The following is a 14745-nucleotide window of genomic DNA, read 5'->3' as shown; positions in this document are numbered from 1 at the left end:
TATACACACATTTCATTCGGATCAAACCGGTAGCTTCAGTGTAAATAAAACGGCCATCGAAATGGCCGTTTGCATATACACGAACTTCATTCGGATCAAACCTTAGTAAACCAGAACCGCACGGCGGTTTTTGGCAAAGGCATCCTCGGTATGAGACATGTCCAGCGGCTTCTCTTCGCCATAGCTGACGATGGAAAGCTGCTCGGCCTGCACACCCAGGGTTTGCAGATACTTGGCTACAGCCTTGGCACGACGCTCGCCCAGCGCGATGTTGTATTCCGGAGTACCGCGCTCATCGGCGTGGCCTTCGATCAACACCTTGACGGACGGACGCTCACGCAGGTAGCTGGCGTGTGCATCCAGCAGATCAGCGTACTGACCCTGAATGTCATAACCATCAAACGGGAAGTAGATCACGTTGTCGCGTTGCAGTGCTTCGAACTTCTGACGCATCTGCTCTTCCGGGGTCAACATGCCATTTGAGCCACCGGTTTGTACACCGCCCATGCCGTCGGTCATGCCTGACTCGGCGCCAGCGGCATCGGAATCAGAAGAGGAGCTACAAGCGGCCAGGGTGAACAGTGGCAGTGCGATGGCCAAACCCTTGAGCAGTTTATTGAGTTGCATGCTATTTCCTTAAACCTTTATAACAAAACAAAAAACAATCGAATTTTTATCAATTCAAGAAGGGCGACCAAGCTGGTGCACGAATTTCACCGCTACTGGTCGGAAGCACAGCCTTGAAGCGACCATCGGTCGATACCAACGCCAGACTCTTGCGACCTTGATAGATGGTGGCATAAATGATCATGCTGCCATTGGGAGCCACACTTGGCGACTCATCCAGAGCACTCTGGGTAAGGACCAACAGGGCATTGTTTTCCATGTCCTGACGGGCAATACGGTATTGTCCCTGGACACGGGTCACCATCACCATGATTTTGCCATCAGGAGTAATGGATGCACCCTGGTTGGATTCACCTTCCCACGTCATCCGGTGAGTCATACCAGTCGCCAAATTTACGCTATAAATCTGGGGTTTGCCACCACGTTCAGAGGTGAACAACAAACTTTGCCCGTCCGGCATCCAGGAGGGTTCTGTGTCGATAACACGGCTGGTGGTGACCCTGGTCAGCTGCTTGCTTGCAACATCAATCACATAGAGGTTCGGTGAACCATCTTTGGAGAGCACGATAGCCAAGCGACGACCATCCGGAGACCACTCAGGCGCCCCGTTGATACCGCGGAAACTGGAGATCAGACTGCGCTGCTGGGTGTAGATGTCCTGCACATAGATTTCGGACTTCTGGTTCTCGAAGCTCACGTAGGCCAGCTTGCTGCCATCCGGCGACCAGGCCGGAGACATCAGCGGCTCGCGGGAGCGCAGCAGGGTCTTCTCGTTGTAACCGTCGTAATCGGCGATCCGCAGCTGGTATGGGAACTGGGTCCCCTGTTGCACTGAGACGTAGGCCAGACGGGTCAGGAAGGCACCACGCTCGCCAGTCAGACGCTCATAGACGATGTCGGAGATGCGGTGGGCAAACTGGCGCATCTGGGCACCCGGAATGGTCGCCATGCGGCTATCCAGGATGTAACCATTGCTCTCGCCGCCCTGGGTCTTGGCCAGTTGGCCCTTCAGCACGTCGACCAGCTCGAAGTTGATCTTGTAAGTGCCGTCGCCAACAGCCGAAATGGAACCCACCACCACGGCCTCAACCCCTTGGGACGCCCAGGGCGCGAAGTTGATCTCGCCACTGGAGCTCGGGGTCTGCGGCATCTGGCCACGGGCCAGCGGTTTGAACTTGCCACTGCGCATCAGATCGTTGGAGACCACTTCCGCGATGTCCTGCGGCAGTTGCCCGTTCCCTTCCCACTTGAAGGGGGCGACGGCGATGGGACGTGCACTATCAATACCGCCGGTGATGACGATGTCCAAGGCCGCCTGGGCACTCTGGCCCAGCAACAAACAGCCAACCAAAGCAAAAAATACTTTTCTGATCATGGCTTAAATACTCGGTTCCAATAAAAATGAGAGGTTAAATTCCTTTCTCAGCAAGACGCTGCCTGACCCCGTTTTATCATGCTTAGATGCTAGGTTCTAACTTGAGGTTGAACTCCTTCAACATCTCGAATGCCGCAGGATCCTTCGGCACTGGCAGTTGATTCGCCTTCAATACCGCCGCTTTGCCGGAACGGCATACCGCCGGGTCACCCTGGCCGTTATCTACCGATATGACAAAGCCTGTGCTGGCAAGACGTACGCCGATAGTACATGTTTTGCCCCGCATGGTGGGATCCAAAATCATGTAGCGCTCGACCGTGGCCTTGATCAAGGCGGCATATTTATCGACCTCGCCCTGCGCCTGCGCCGATGCGGCCTGACTGCGGGCATTGGCCTCAGCCGACAGCTGCTGCTGCATCATGTCTTCCATCTCTTTTTGCAGCTTGGCCTCCTCGGCCGCCTTGCGCTTGCGCTCCGCCGCTATCTTGGCTTTCTTGTCAGCCTCGGCCTTGGCCTTCTTCTCTGCGTCAGCTTTTGCCTTCTTGGCAGCCTCTTCCTTGGCCTCCTTGGCTTTCTTGTCCGCTTCAGCCTTGGCCTGTTTCTCGGCCTCTGCCTTGGCTTTCTTGTCCGCCTCGGCCTTGGCTTTCTTCTCAGCCTCCTGCTTGGCCTTCTTGTCGGCTTCCGCTTTCTTGGCCGCCTCCGCCTTGGCCTGCTTCTGTTCGGCCTCTTTCTTCTCTTCCTGTTCCTTTTTCTTCTTCAGCGCCAGCGCCTTGCTCTCGGCTTCTGCTGCCTTGCGCTCAGATTCCGCCTGCTTAGTCTTCTGCTCTTCCAGCTTGCGGGCTTGCTCGGCTTTCTGGGCCTTCTCTTCCGCCTGCTTCTGCTCGGCTACCTTCTTCTGCTTCTCGGCCTCTGCCTTGCGGGTCGCCTCTTCGGCTTCCTTGCGCTTGGTTTCGGCGATGCGTAGCCGCTCCTGCTGCTGGGCCAGCTCACGCTTGGCGATATCCGTGTCTTCCTTGTCCTTCTCTTTCTCTACCTTCTGAGGCTTGGGCTGAGATTTCTGCTGCTGGATCTGCTTGGCCTGCTCGTTGAGGAAGTTCTCGTCGAGCATGACGGCATTGACGATCTGCCCCTTCGACTCGGGCCGCTTCGGTTTGCTGAAGTCGACCCCGACCAGCAAAATGATGCCGATGATCAGGTGCAGCAGCAGCGACGCGATGAGATAACCGGAAATACCACGCTTCACGTCCATCTCCGTCAGTTCACCGGATCTGTCATCAGGCCAACCTGAGGCACGCCCGCATTCTTGAGGGCCACCATCAGCAGGATCACCTCTTCGTAGCGCACGGACTTGTCACCGGCCACCACCACGGGGGCATTCTGGTTGATGGCCAGATAGCCCATGGCTTTCTCGGTGATGTATTGCTGCATCGCCTCGGGCGTGCCGCTCGGCACAGGCTCATCATCGGCCTCACCGGCCTTGATGACGTACTCGCCTTCGGTGTTGACGCTGACGATGAAGGGGGCTTGGCATCTTCCGGCAACTGCTCGGATTCCGCCTGCGGCAGGTCAACCTTGACCCCTTGCGTGATCACGGGCGTCACCGCCATGAAGATGATAAGCAGCACCAGCATGACGTCGATATAGGGAACCACGTTGATCTCGCACACCTTCTTGCGCCGGATCCGCTGATAGGTTTGCATTACTGATCACCCTGCTGCTGTGCAATCTGACGGTTCAGTATGGTGGTGAACTCGTCCATGAAGTTGGCGTAGGCGTTCTCCAGCTTCTCTACCTTGTTGGTAAACCGGTTGTAGAAAATAACCGCGGGAATGGCCGCAAACAGACCCATGGCGGTGGCGATAAGCGCCTCCGCGATACCCGGTGCCACCATCTGCAGGGTGGCCTGCTGCACCTGACCCAGGGCGATAAAGGCGTTCATGATGCCCCATACGGTACCAAACAGACCGATATAGGGGCTGATGGAGCCGACGGTCGCCAGCACAGGCAGGTTGGATTCCAGCTCGTCCACCGCACGGGAAAGTGATACCCGCATGGCACGATAGGTACCGTCCATCACCGCATCCTGGCCACGAGCGCCGGCCTTGAGCAGGCGGGCATACTCCTTGAAGCCGGAATAGAAGATGTCTTCCATGCCTTCGATGTCATCGCGGCGGGAAGAGGACTCCTGGTAGAGACGGTTCAGATCGACCCCGGACCAGAATCTGTCCTCAAACTGCTCCGATGCGATATTGGCCGCCTTGATGACCTTGGAGCGCTGTATGATCAGCGCCCAGGAGACGACCGACATACCCATCAGGGTCATCATGACCAGTTTTACCAACAGGCTGGCTTGCCAAAACAGGCCAATAAACGAAATTTCAGCGTGCACTTAACAGCACTCCCTTCACATTTTCAGGTATTGCAACAGGTTTCATATGCGGATGACTGACACAGGCTATCTGTACCATGGCCTGGGTGATCAGTCGTCCATCAGCCGCCAGTATCCGTTGTGAGAAGCGCATGGAGGCGCGTTTCACTTCAGTCACTTGCGTTAACACAGTCAAAAGCTCATTAAAACGGGCCGCCGAGCGGAAATCGATCTCTGTTCGACTCACCACAAACGCGTGTCCGTCACGCAGCAGGACATCCTGTTCGATGCCACCAGCGCGCAGAAACTCGGTGCGAGCACGTTCCATAAACTTGAGATAATTGGCGTTGTAGACGATGCCCCCGGCGTCCGTGTCTTCGTAGTAGACACGCACCGGAAACTCAGAGACTTCCCCCATAACAATCTGTGATCCATTCGACAGTCAGATGGGGGGCTATCATAGCGCAGGGCTGAATAGGAAAGAAGCAGGGGGAGGCAGGGAAATCCTGCCTCCCCCCGTTTTTTATGAAAGGAAATAGCCTTGAGTCAACCAGAGCCCATATAACAAACTGGGCCAGGCGAGCCAGGGGCAAAACAGTACGCGACCGATGAGGCTGCGGGGATGGAATCCCAGCCCGTGCATCACGCCGCAACAGACCGCCCACATCAGCCAGGGAGCGAGCCAGAGGCCATGCTCACTGGTGTTGGCGGCCACCAGGTTGGGGGCCTGCAAAATAGCGACGGCCAACAGGGCCGCCGCTACCAGTATCAACCCCTGCCAGGGTTGGCGCTCCAGAGGAGCCGCCAACCGGGCGAGTCGATCACTTGTTTTCATCGATCTTGCGATCCATGTTCTCGGTGTGTTCCAGCCAGAGCGCATTGATGATGCCAAACGCACAAGCCAGCAGCAGACCCAGGATCCAGGTGAAATACCACATATCAGGGCACCTTCTTAGTAGAGCGATTGTTGGTTGTCTTCGATGTGCTTGTTGCTCACCCGGCCAAACATCTTGATGTAGGTCCAGATGGTGTAACCCAGCACAGTCGGGACAAAGATGGCCGCGACCACTGTCATCACCTTGAGGGTGTTGAAGGAGGCTGTGGCATCCCACATGGTCAGACTCTGCGATGGCTCCAGGCTGGACGGCATGATGAAGGGGAACATGGAGAAGCCCGCCGTCAATATGATGCCCGCAATGGCCAGGGAGGAGCAGAGGAATGCCAGCCAGCCCTTGCCAATCTTGGCCGCGGCAGCCGTCAGCACGCACATCGCCAGACCCAGCGCGGGAGCGATCATCATCCAGCTATAGAGGCTGTAGTTCTGCATCCAGGCACCGGCCTGCACCACGACTTCCTTGTGCAGGGGGTTGGTCACGGCATCGGTCGCGGCACCGCTGACCACCACATAACCGTCCATGCCACTGACCCAGACACCGGCCAGCGCGAAGGTGACCAGCGTCAGCAGGGAGAAGATCATGGCGGCGGTACGGGAACGAGCCAGCACCTCGCCCTCGGTCTTCATCATCAGCCAGGTAGCGCCCTGGGTCACAATCATGAACAGGCTCACCAGACCGGCCAGCAGACCGAACGGATTGAGCAGGCCGAAGAAGTTGCCGTGATAGGTCAGCATCAGGAACTGGTTGAAGCTGAACGGTACACCCTGCAGCAGGTTGCCAAAGGCGACCCCGAAGATGACGGGGGGAACGGCGCTGCCGATGAACAGGGCCCAATCCCAGTTGGTACGCCACTTGGCGTCTTCACGCAGGGAACGGTACTTGAAGCCGACCGGACGGAAGAACAGCGCCATCAGAGTCAGGATCATGGCGATGTAGAAGCCGGAAAAGGCCGCCGCATACACTATGGGCCAGGCCGCGAACAGGGCTCCGCCCGCCGTGACCAGCCATACCTGGTTGCCTTCCCAGTGCGGGCCCATGGTGTTGAGCATCACCCGACGCTCCACATCCTTCTTGCCGACAAAGGGGAGCAGTGCGCCCACCCCCATATCGAAACCGTCGGTGATGGCGAAACCGATCAGCAAGACACCGACCAGCACCCACCAGACCAGACGCAACATTTCGTAATCAAACATGGGTTACTCTCCTTATGCCTTGCTCTGTTCGAAGTGGTACTTGCCCGTCTTCAGGCTGCTTGGGCCCAGACGCGCATACTTGAACATCAGGTACATCTCTATGATGAGCAGCACCGTGTAGAACAGGCAGATCCCGATCAGGGAGAACCAGATCTCGGACGCAGGCACGTTGGATGCAGAGACCGAGGTCGGCAGCACTTCGGCTATGGTCCAGGGCTGACGGCCATATTCCGCGACGAACCAGCCACACTCGATGGCGATCCAGGGCAGCGGGATACCCCACAGCAGCGCCTTGAGCAGCCATTTGCGCTCACCGATCTTGTGGCGAGTGCTGTCATAGAAGGCCAGGCCGATCAGCAGCAGCATCAGCATGCCGCAGGCAACCATGATGCGGAAGGCGAAGAACAGCGGTGCAACCTGCGGGATGGAGTCATCCACGGCGGCCTTGATCTGTTCATCGGTCGCGTCGGTCACGTTGTTGGTGTAGCGCTTGAGCAGCAGACCGTAGCCCAGATCCTGCTTCACTTCATCGAAGCGGGCACGGGTATCGTCGGACTTGTCGCCGGATTGCAGCTTGGTCAGCAGGTCGTAGGCGGTCATGCCGTTGCGCACGCGCAGCTCATGCTCGCTCTTCAGATCCTTGAGGCCGGTCACCTGGCCATCCAGGGAACGGGTGGCGATGATGCCGAGCGCGTACGGGATCTTGATGGCGTAATCGGTGCGCATCTCTTCCTGGTTCGGGATACCGAACAGGGTAAAGGATGCCGGAGCCGGTTCTGTGTTCCACTCGGCCTCGATGGCCGCCAGTTTCACCTTCTGCACTTCACCCGTCTCGTAGCCGGACTCGTCACCGAGGATCAGCACGGAGAGGATGGAGGCCATACCGAAGGCCGCTGCGATGGCGAAAGAGCGACGGGCGAAGGCCACATCACGATTCTTCAGCAGGTAATAGGAGGAGATGCCCAGCACGAACATGGCGCCCGTGGTATAGCCGGCCGCGACCGTGTGGACGAACTTGACCTGAGCAACCGGGTTGAACACCAGTTCGGCGAAGCTCACCATCTCCATCCGCATGGACTCGAAGTTGAACTCGGCACCGACCGGGTTCTGCATCCAGCCGTTGGCCACCAGGATCCAGAGGGCGGAGAGGTTGGTCCCCAGCGCCATCAACCAGGTCGAAGCCAGATGTTGACGCTTGGTCAGGCGATCCCAACCAAAGAAGAACATGCCGACGAAGGTGGATTCCAGGAAGAAGGCCATCAAGCCTTCGATGGCCAGCGGGGCCCCGAAGATATCGCCTACATAGTGGGAGTAATAGGCCCAGTTGGTACCGAACTGAAACTCCATGGTCAGCCCTGTGGTAACCCCGAGGGCGAAGTTGATACCAAACAACTTGCCCCAGAACTTGGTCATGTCCCGGTAGACAGGGTTGTTGGTCATCACATAGACAGATTCCATGATCGCCAGAATGAAGGCCATTCCGAGCGTCAGGGGTACAAACAGGAAGTGATAAAGGGCCGTCGCAGCGAATTGGAACCGCGATAGGTCTACCACATGCTCAGCAATCATGATGTTTCCTCACCGATTATTGGCACGGCTATTTTAAGTTTTAAGGACAAAGCTTCCGTTGGAAGTCCCCGAATTATCGGTCACGCTCCAGTTTGCACTGGCGACCGGATTCGATTGCTACCAGCATTAACAACAAGGCAATACACAGGAACAAAAAAAGCTAATGTTTAACAATTACAAAACAATCAGACTTGCTTTATTCCCGCCCATAATGACCGATGTTTTATATCACCTTTATTTGATTGAAATCAATGTAAAACCATCATCAATACATGCCTTTCAAAGGCATTTTCACGTCGCGTTCCATTTAATTTGGAGAGCTGCGTCACAAAAAACACTAAATCGCAAATCATTGATTTAAATCAAATTTAATATCATCACCAATAAGTGACGCTTCTGTTAAAAAACAATGTTCAAGCGGATTTTCATAATGTTTTCCCGCCCTTGGCTGCCCGCCGGTAAATCCAATTAAAAACCAGTAAAAACGCATGTTCATGCTAATTCGACAATCCAGATAAATGATTAGTTAATCTAATCTGATATAGGTAATTTTTCTTGTTTGTCCGAGTCCGACAGAGCTCCTACAATGCGCCTCGCAGTGAGGGCATACCCTTGGATACAGGCCGGTCAATCTGGGTTCCCGGTACGTATTCGATGAACATTTCGAACCTGTCTATTGGAATTTAAGATGAAAAAGTTTGTTGCTAAAACCATCCGTTACTACAAGCTTTCGTTCGTTCAGCTCTATCAAATGAACCGACTCTGAGGCCTCGCGACGGCTCCTCTGTTTTTTTCCGGTCTGTGTCCAGACGCACTCACTGTCTGTGAACATCCATCCTGAATTGTCTTTGCCCACCGCATCCGCCGTGGGCTTTTTTTTTGCCCGGATAACAAAAAACCGCCCTTGATGGCGGTTTTTTGTTCAAACAGCTGTTTTCACCTTTCATCTGGCCGTTGCAAGCCAAAATGCGCATACGCTCTCGGTGTCGCCATCCGCCCTCTGGGTGTACGTTGCAGATAGCCCTGCTGGATCAGATAGGGCTCCAGCACATCCTCGATAGTGTCTTTCTCTTCACCTATGGCAGCCGCCAGGTTATCGAGACCCACAGGGCCCCCCAGAAACTTGTCTATCACAGCCAACAATAGCTTGCGGTCCATGAAGTCGAAACCTTCATTGTCCACGTCCAGCATGTCCATAGCTCGGGCCGCTATGGGTCCGTCTATCCGGCCATCAGACTTGACCTGGGCAAAGTCGCGCACGCGACGCAACAGACGGTTGGCAATCCGCGGGGTACCGCGGGAACGACGGGCCAATTCCAGGGCGCCGTCACTGGTCATCTCCAGCCCCAGGCAACGGGCGCTGCGGGAGACGATGTCGGTCAGATCCTTGACGTTGTAGAACTCCAGCCGCTGCACTATGCCGAAACGATCCCGCAGCGGGCTGGTCAGAGAGCCGGCCCGGGTAGTGGCGCCTATCAGGGTAAAGGGAGGCAAATCGAGCTTGATGGATCGGGCGGCGGGGCCCTCCCCTATCATGATGTCGAGCTGGTAATCCTCCATCGCCGGATAGAGCACCTCCTCCACCACAGGGCTCAGCCGGTGGATCTCGTCGATAAACAGCACGTCATTGGGTTCGAGATTGGTGAGCAGTGCCGCCAGATCGCCGGCCTTTTCCAGCACAGGGCCCGAGGTGGTCTTGATGTTGACCCCCATCTCGTTGGCCACTATGTTCGCGAGCGTGGTCTTGCCCAGACCCGGCGGGCCGAAGATCAGCAGGTGATCGAGTGCCTCGCCACGCTGGCGCGCCGCCTCGATGAAGATCTCCATCTGCTCGCAGACGGGATCCTGACCTGTGTAATCGGCCAGCATCTTTGGCCGTATGGCCCGATCGATGATCTCATCCTCACGCACGCCGGTGGCGGAGATGAGACGGTCCGCTTCAATCATTGCCTACCTCACACCAGACTACGCAGGGATTCACGGATGATATCTTCCACCGACATCCCATCGATGGCTATCTTGCTGACGATCTGGCTGGCCTGCTGCGGCTTGTAGCCCAGAGCCACCAGCGCGCTGGCCGCCTCTTCGCTCGCATCGGGTGCTCGCAGCCGGCTCTCCTTGGCCGGCAGGCTGATCTCGGCCGGCGAGAAGAGATCGTGGCTGACCCAGCCCTTGAGCCTGTCCTTCATCTCCACCACCAGCCGCTCGGCTGTCTTCTTGCCCACGCCAGGCAATTTGACCAGGGAGCTTATCTCCTCGCGCTCGACACTCAGCACGAACTGGGTGGCCGTCATGCCGGAGAGGATGGCCAGCGCCAGCTTGGGGCCGACGCCGTTGGTCTTGATCAACTCGCGAAACAGCGCCCGCTCCTGCTTGTGGTTGAATCCATACAGCAGCTGGGCATCCTCACGCACCACGAAGTGGATGTGAATGGTCGCTTCCTTGCCGATCTCGGGCAGATCATAGAAGCAGCTCATGGGCATCTGTACCTCATAGCCCACGCCCCCGACTTCCAGCAGCACCTCGGGGGGTTGTTTCTCAATGACTACGCCTCTCAAGCGACCAATCACGGCTCTCTCCTCGCCAAACCATCTATCTGTAAATTGGGTCATAGCATAAAGAATAACTGGATAAGTATCCAGCATAGGGCGGCGGAGTACGGCAGAGGATTCTCGGCACTCTGGCGCTTTCGGAGCCATGCTTGGATCGGATCTGAGCAGTAACTTTATTTTCCACCGGGAATGGCGAATGTTTGCCATTGAGAGAACACTGAATTGGGTTTGTTCGGAACCAAGGAAGGTCCTGCATCATGAAAATTGTCACTACATCGAATCTGGGACTGACGATCCTGCTCGGCTGCACGCTGGGCATGGGGGCCATCGGCTGGTATGGCAGCCAGCGGCTGGCCGATCTGCTCTCCTATGTATTGGGAGCCGCCTGGCAGACCGCCGATGGCGCCATGGAGGGATCCATAGAGCTGGGCAACCAGTCGCTCTATATCCAGAAAATGCTCAGAGGCATGCCCCTCGACGAGCCCGAGCTGCAACGGGCCAGAGCGGCCACCACAGATGCCCTGCGCCGGGTGGGTGAAGGCAGGCTCATCGACGAGACGGCGATCAGCACCATGAACCAGCGCCAGCAGGATTATCAGCAACAGCAGGACAAGCTGCTGGCGCTCTATCGCACCTATACCGGCGTCGATCAGGCGCTGCGCGCCAGTTCGGAACGCATGTCCCGCCTCTCCACCCAGCTGGAAGTGGTCGGCGATGGCGCTGTCGAGAGCCTCACCCAGTCGCCGGATCAGGCCATCAGCTGGAATGGCGGTCTGGCCACCCGCTGGCAAGCGGCCGACGGCGGCATGGAAGCCAACATCGGCTTCCTGCGCCAACTCTATGCGCTGGAGAAGATGCAGAGCGAGGGCCCGACTCCCGCCATCCAGGCCGAGTTGAAGGAGGCGACCCGCTTCTATCAGGAGGCGGTCGACGGCATGCTGGCCACGGGGCTGTTCGATATCCCGGGTGAGGGGGAGTTCGCCGGCCAGTCGCTGGCAGAGCAATACCGGGCCCTGCAGGCCGACGATCAGCGGCTGATGAGTCAGTGGATTGCAGCCCTGACCGATTACCAGAGCCAGCTGGCGCGATACGAGAGCAGTGCCGAACAGCTCAAGCAGGTACTGGTCGAAGTCGAGGCCAAGGGGGATGCCACTGTCGAGGATCAGGTAAACCAGCTCAATACCATCATCGGTCATACCAAAAACCTGATCCTGGGGGGTCTGGTGCTGAGCCTGCTGATCGTCGCGCTCTGCGGTTTCTGGCTGGTTCGCACCATAGTCAGGCCCCTGTTGCAGGTTAATCAGCGTATGCAGGACATAGCCGCCGGTGAGGGCGATCTCAACGCGCGGATCAATCTCAAGCGGGACGATGAGATAGGCTCGCTGGCGGGCAGCGTGGATCGCTTCATCGAGAAGCTGCAGAAGATGATCAGCTCCACCATGGACAACAACCAGCACATCAGCGACCACGTGCACACCTCGGTCAACCGGGTCGAGGCCATCAGCCAGAGCAGTCGCCAGACCGCCGAGCATGCCCAGGCACTGCACCACGACAGCGAGCAGATGGTGCAGGTCGCCACCTCCATCTCGGACAACTGCAGCCTGGCGGCGCAAAACGCCAACGAGGTACGCCAGCTCACCGCCGAGAGCAGTCAGTACGTGACCTCCGCCAGCAACGGCATGCAGCGGGTCGTGGTGGAGGTGGGCGAGTGCGCCAACGCCATCAACGCCCTCAAGGAGCAGGCGAGCCAGATTGGCCAGATCATCTCCACCATCAGCAGCATCTCGGAGCAGACCAACCTGCTGGCGCTCAACGCCGCCATCGAGGCGGCTAGGGCCGGCGAGATGGGCCGGGGCTTTGCCGTGGTGGCCGACGAGGTGCGCACCCTGGCCAACCGTACCGCCTCCTCCAGCGCCGAAATAACCGAGGTGATCAACAACATTCAGCAACAGACCGAGAAAGCCTATCTGATGATGCAGCGCAACCTGAAAACCGTGGAATCGGGCATGCAGGATTCCGACAACACCAAGCAGATCCTGTTCAAGGTGGAAGAAGCCATCGACCATCTGGCCGACATGGTGCAGCAGGTGGCGGATGCCACCGGCCAGCTCTCCCACACCCTGAGCCACACCTCGGACAAGGTTTCCGGCATCAGCCTGCAGGCCCAGACAGGTGAGCAGGAGGCGCAGGAGTGCCTGCAACTCGCCTCCTCCCTCCATCAAGCCAGCCTGCTGCAACAACGACTGCTGTCGCAATTTCGGGTCTGACACGGGCGGGGGCCCGGCCCCCGCTTTCTCCCGCTGCGCTAAATTTAGCCCTTGGGCCGCAGGGCCCTCCCTGTTAAAATTCCGCTCTTGAATTTATCCAGGGCCCCGCGGCCCGTCTTATCTAAGGTCACGAGCGATGCGTACCAGCCAATATCTGCTTTCCACTCTCAAGGAAACCCCGTCCGACGCCGAAGTCGTCAGCCATCAGCTGATGCTGCGCGCCGGCATGATCCGTAAACTGGCCTCAGGCATGTATGCCTGGCTGCCGTCCGGCCTGCGGGTACTGAAAAAGATCGAGAACATTGTTCGCGAAGAGATGAACAATGCTGGTGCCATCGAAGTCTCCATGCCGGTGGTACAACCCGCCGAGCTGTGGCAGGAGTCCGGCCGCTGGGATGACTACGGTCCCGAGCTGTGCCGCCTGACCGACCGCCACAACCGTCCCTTCGTGCTGGGCCCGACCCACGAAGAGGTGATCACCTCCCTGATCCGTTATGAAGTGAACAGCTACAAACAGCTGCCGCTCAACCTCTATCAGATCCAGACCAAGTTCCGCGACGAGGTCCGCCCCCGTTTCGGCGTGATGCGCGGTCGCGAGTTCCTGATGAAGGACGCCTACTCCTTCCACATCGACAAGGCCTCGCTGATCGAGACCTACGAGCGGATGCACGCCGCCTACTGCGCCGCCTTCACCCGCATGGGGCTGAACTTCCGTCCGGTACAGGCCGATACCGGCTCCATCGGCGGTACCGGCTCCCACGAATTCCAGGTGCTGGCCGAGAGCGGTGAAGACTTGATCGCCTTCTCCGACACCTCCGACTACGCCGCCAACATAGAAATGGCCGAAGCGCTGGCACCGGCCGGTGAGCGCGCCGCCGCGACCAAGGCTCTGACCAAGGTCGCCACCCCGGCCGTTCACACCATAGACGAAGTGGCCGCCTTCCTGAGCGTGGCGCCGACCGCCATCGCCAAGACCCTGCTGGTGCTGGCCGAGGCGGACGAGCACGGCAACCAGGCCGTCGTGGCCCTGGTGCTGCGTGGCGACCACGAACTGAACGAGATCAAGGCCGAGAAACTGCCGGGTGTCGCCAACCCGCTGACCTTCGCCAACGAGGAGCAGATCAAGGCTGCCGCCGGTTGTGATGCCGGCTCCATCGGCCCGGTCGGCTTTGCCGGTCGCATCATCGCCGATCGCAGCGCCGCTCATCTGGCAGACTTCGTCTGTGGCGCCAACGAGACCGGCTTCCACCTGACAGGTGCCAACTGGGATCGCGACATCGCCACTTACGAAGTGGCCGATCTGCGCAACGTGGTAGAAGGCGACCCCAGCCCGTGCGGCCAGGGCAAGCTGCTGCTCAAGCGCGGCATCGAAGTGGGCCACATCTTCCAGCTCGGTACCAAGTACTCCGAAGCCATGAAGGCGAGCGTGCTGAACGAGGGCGGCAAGTCCGTCACCATGGAGATGGGTTGCTACGGTATCGGGGTTTCCCGTCTGGTGGCCGCGGCCATCGAGCAGAACAACGACCAGTACGGCATCATCTGGCCGGACGCCATAGCCCCGTTCGAAGTGGCCATAGTGCCGATGAACATGCACAAATCCGAGCGCGTGGCCGAGCAGGCACAGCAGTTCTACGCCGAGCTGAAGGCCGCCGGTGTAGACGTGCTGTTCGATGACCGCAAAGAGCGCCCGGGCGTGATGTTCGCCGACATGGAGCTGCTGGGTGTGCCGCACGCCATCGTCATCGGCGATCGCGGTCTGGACAACGGCGTGGTGGAGTACAAGTGCCGCCGCTCCGGCGAGAAGCAGGAAGTGGCGATCGGCGAGATCGTTGCCATGCTCAAGGCCAAGCTGGGTCGTTAATTCCGCCCCCTTGCCAACATAAAAAAGCGCGCCTGAT

Annotated in this window: 14 protein-coding genes and 1 pseudogene; 2 read left to right on the top strand and 13 right to left on the bottom strand. The window is 58.1% G+C overall.

What is annotated here, in order from left to right; all coding sequences use genetic code 11:
- Nucleotides 1-102: 102 nt before the first annotated feature.
- The 13 genes and pseudogenes from pal to ruvA form a co-directional block, all read right to left on the bottom strand.
- The gene (gene pal, locus CK910_RS08885) at nt 103-627 is read right to left on the bottom strand and encodes a peptidoglycan-associated lipoprotein Pal (protein ID WP_098982329.1); all 525 of its coding nucleotides are present in this window, start codon (nt 625-627) and stop codon (nt 103-105) included.
- 49 nt (nt 628-676) lie between these two features.
- Entirely contained in the window at nt 677-2002 is a 1326-nt protein-coding gene (tolB, locus tag CK910_RS08880; protein WP_042865600.1) for a Tol-Pal system beta propeller repeat protein TolB, read from the bottom strand.
- 82 nt (nt 2003-2084) lie between these two features.
- Nucleotides 2085-3251, bottom strand: a complete 1167-nt coding sequence (gene tolA, locus CK910_RS08875) for a cell envelope integrity protein TolA (protein ID WP_043554540.1) — start codon at nt 3249-3251, stop codon at nt 2085-2087.
- Nucleotides 3252-3256: 5 nt separating this feature from the next.
- A pseudogene (tolR, locus tag CK910_RS08870) lies at nt 3257-3702 on the bottom strand (protein TolR).
- Entirely contained in the window at nt 3702-4391 is a 690-nt protein-coding gene (gene tolQ / locus CK910_RS08865) for a protein TolQ (protein WP_043554539.1), read from the bottom strand. The pseudogene tolR and the gene tolQ overlap by 1 nt, the downstream one beginning before the upstream one ends.
- Entirely contained in the window at nt 4381-4788 is a 408-nt protein-coding gene (gene ybgC, locus CK910_RS08860) for a tol-pal system-associated acyl-CoA thioesterase (protein WP_043554537.1), read from the bottom strand. Before ybgC ends, tolQ begins: the two co-directional genes overlap by 11 nt.
- Nucleotides 4789-4893: 105 nt before the next feature.
- A complete protein-coding gene (locus tag CK910_RS08855; protein WP_043554536.1) occupies nt 4894-5205 on the bottom strand; it encodes a cyd operon YbgE family protein in 312 nt (103 codons plus the stop codon).
- Nucleotides 5192-5308 carry a cytochrome bd-I oxidase subunit CydX gene (gene cydX, locus CK910_RS08850; RefSeq protein ID WP_043142346.1) on the bottom strand — a complete coding sequence of 39 codons (117 nt, stop codon included), beginning with the start codon at nt 5306-5308 and terminating at the stop codon, nt 5192-5194. Before cydX ends, CK910_RS08855 begins: the two co-directional genes overlap by 14 nt.
- A gap of 14 nt (nt 5309-5322) precedes the next feature.
- Nucleotides 5323-6459, bottom strand: a complete 1137-nt coding sequence (gene cydB, locus CK910_RS08845) for a cytochrome d ubiquinol oxidase subunit II (RefSeq protein WP_098982327.1) — start codon at nt 6457-6459, stop codon at nt 5323-5325.
- 12 nt (nt 6460-6471) lie between these two features.
- Entirely contained in the window at nt 6472-8028 is a 1557-nt protein-coding gene (gene cydA, locus CK910_RS08840; protein WP_042865605.1) for a cytochrome ubiquinol oxidase subunit I, read from the bottom strand.
- Between the two features lie 349 nt (nt 8029-8377).
- Complete coding sequence (locus CK910_RS23660) at nt 8378-8524, bottom strand: hypothetical protein (protein ID WP_157774604.1); 147 nt, start codon at nt 8522-8524, stop codon at nt 8378-8380.
- A gap of 440 nt (nt 8525-8964) precedes the next feature.
- Nucleotides 8965-9975: a Holliday junction branch migration DNA helicase RuvB gene (gene ruvB, locus CK910_RS08835; RefSeq protein ID WP_042865606.1), complete on the bottom strand. Its 1011-nt coding sequence runs from the start codon at nt 9973-9975 to the stop codon at nt 8965-8967.
- 8 nt (nt 9976-9983) lie between these two features.
- Nucleotides 9984-10598, bottom strand: coding sequence for a Holliday junction branch migration protein RuvA (gene ruvA / locus CK910_RS08830; RefSeq protein WP_043142349.1), 615 nt, complete (start codon nt 10596-10598; stop codon nt 9984-9986).
- A gap of 239 nt (nt 10599-10837) precedes the next feature.
- Here ruvA and CK910_RS08825 point away from each other — a divergent pair, with 239 nt between their 5' ends.
- Both CK910_RS08825 and CK910_RS08820 read left to right on the top strand, forming a co-directional pair.
- Entirely contained in the window at nt 10838-12847 is a 2010-nt protein-coding gene (locus tag CK910_RS08825; protein WP_098982325.1) for a methyl-accepting chemotaxis protein, read from the top strand.
- A gap of 136 nt (nt 12848-12983) precedes the next feature.
- Nucleotides 12984-14708 (top strand): proline--tRNA ligase, encoded by a 1725-nt coding sequence (locus tag CK910_RS08820; RefSeq protein ID WP_098982322.1) that lies wholly within the window; start codon nt 12984-12986, stop codon nt 14706-14708.
- Nucleotides 14709-14745 lie beyond the last annotated feature (37 nt).

The organism is Aeromonas sp. CA23, assembly GCF_002587065.1.
Classification (GTDB): Bacteria; Pseudomonadota; Gammaproteobacteria; order Enterobacterales; family Aeromonadaceae; genus Aeromonas; species Aeromonas bestiarum.
This window is presented reverse-complemented; position numbering and strand designations above follow the sequence as displayed.

Bases quoted from the DNA above. Each gene is read 5' to 3' on its own strand.
- pal (WP_098982329.1), bottom strand. From the start codon at position 627: ATGCAACTCAATAAACTGCTCAAGGGTTTGGCCATCGCACTGCCACTG.
- tolB (WP_042865600.1), bottom strand. From the start codon at position 2,002: ATGATCAGAAAAGTATTTTTTGCTTTGGTTGGCTGTTTGTTGCTGGGC.
- tolA (WP_043554540.1), bottom strand. From the start codon at position 3,251: ATGGACGTGAAGCGTGGTATTTCCGGTTATCTCATCGCGTCGCTGCTG.
- ybgC (WP_043554537.1), bottom strand. From the start codon at position 4,788: ATGGGGGAAGTCTCTGAGTTTCCGGTGCGTGTCTACTACGAAGACACG.
- CK910_RS08855 (WP_043554536.1), bottom strand. From the start codon at position 5,205: ATGAAAACAAGTGATCGACTCGCCCGGTTGGCGGCTCCTCTGGAGCGC.
- cydX (WP_043142346.1), bottom strand. From the start codon at position 5,308: ATGTGGTATTTCACCTGGATCCTGGGTCTGCTGCTGGCTTGTGCGTTT.
- cydB (WP_098982327.1), bottom strand. From the start codon at position 6,459: ATGTTTGATTACGAAATGTTGCGTCTGGTCTGGTGGGTGCTGGTCGGT.
- cydA (WP_042865605.1), bottom strand. From the start codon at position 8,028: ATGATTGCTGAGCATGTGGTAGACCTATCGCGGTTCCAATTCGCTGCG.
- CK910_RS23660 (WP_157774604.1), bottom strand. From the start codon at position 8,524: ATGAACATGCGTTTTTACTGGTTTTTAATTGGATTTACCGGCGGGCAG.
- ruvB (WP_042865606.1), bottom strand. From the start codon at position 9,975: ATGATTGAAGCGGACCGTCTCATCTCCGCCACCGGCGTGCGTGAGGAT.
- CK910_RS08825 (WP_098982325.1), top strand. From the start codon at position 10,838: ATGAAAATTGTCACTACATCGAATCTGGGACTGACGATCCTGCTCGGC.
- CK910_RS08820 (WP_098982322.1), top strand. From the start codon at position 12,984: ATGCGTACCAGCCAATATCTGCTTTCCACTCTCAAGGAAACCCCGTCC.